We start from the raw sequence: 943 nt of genomic DNA, 5'->3' as shown, positions 1-943 counted from the left end.
TCATCAGCCAACGCGCAAGCCTTCGTCAAGGAACACACGCTGTTAAAAACCGCTCTGCAGTATCAGGTGGTGGACGCAAACCATGGCGTCAAAAAGGAACTGGACGTGCTCGTCAAGGTTCTATCCGCTCACCACAATGGCGTGGTGGTGGCGTTGTCTTCGGACCAACTCCACGTTCATACGGCTACAAACTTCCACAAAAAGTTCGTCGCCTAGCTCTTAAATCAGTTTATTCTGAAAAAGTTGCTGAAAACAAATTCGTAGCTGTAGACGCTCTTTCATTTACAGCTCCAAAAACTGCTGAATTTGCAAAAGTTCTTGCAGCATTGAGCATCGATTCTAAAGTTCTTGTTATCCTTGAAGAAGGAAATGAATTCGCAGCTCTTTCAGCTCGTAACCTTCCAAACGTGAAAGTTGCAACTGCTACAACTGCAAGTGTTCTTGACATCGCAAATAGCGACAAACTTCTTGTCACACAAGCAGCTATCTCTAAAATCGAGGAGGTTCTTGCATAATGAATTTGTATGATGTTATCAAAAAACCTGTCATCACTGAAAGCTCAATGGCTCAACTTGAAGCAGGAAAATATGTATTTGAAGTTGACACTCGTGCACACAAACTTTTGATCAAGCAAGCTGTTGAAGCTGCTTTCGAAGGTGTTAAAGTTGCCAACGTTAACACAATCAACGTAAAACCTAAAGCAAAACGTGTTGGACGTTACACTGGTTTTACTAACAAAACTAAAAAAGCTATCATCACACTTACAGCTGATTCAAAAGCAATCGAGTTGTTTGCTGCTGAAGCTGAATAATCTAAGGAGGAAATATCGTGGGAATTCGTGTTTATAAACCAACAACAAACGGTCGCCGTAATATGACTTCTTTGGATTTCGCTGAAATCACAACAAGCACTCCTGAAAAATCATTGCTTGTTGCTTTGAAGA

At 41.4% G+C, this 943-nt stretch carries 2 protein-coding genes and 1 pseudogene; all 3 read left to right on the top strand.

All coding sequences use genetic code 11. The features are described 5' to 3' along the window. A partial coding sequence (gene rplD, locus GMD4S_RS12370; protein ID WP_000553038.1) for a 50S ribosomal protein L4 occupies positions 1–515 on the top strand: 515 nt, incomplete at its 5' end. Further along, positions 515–811 carry a 50S ribosomal protein L23 gene (locus GMD4S_RS12365; RefSeq protein WP_001055347.1) on the top strand — a complete coding sequence of 99 codons (297 nt, stop codon included), beginning with the start codon at positions 515–517 and terminating at the stop codon, positions 809–811. The genes rplD and GMD4S_RS12365, both read left to right, overlap by 1 nt. Before the next feature lie 17 nt (positions 812–828). Then, positions 829–943, top strand: a pseudogene (gene rplB / locus GMD4S_RS12360) (50S ribosomal protein L2); the annotation flags it as partial.

The sequence above is a fragment of the Streptococcus sp. GMD4S genome, assembly GCF_000296955.1.
Note: the sequence above shows the minus strand (reverse complement) of the source record. Positions and strands in the feature narration are given on the sequence as shown.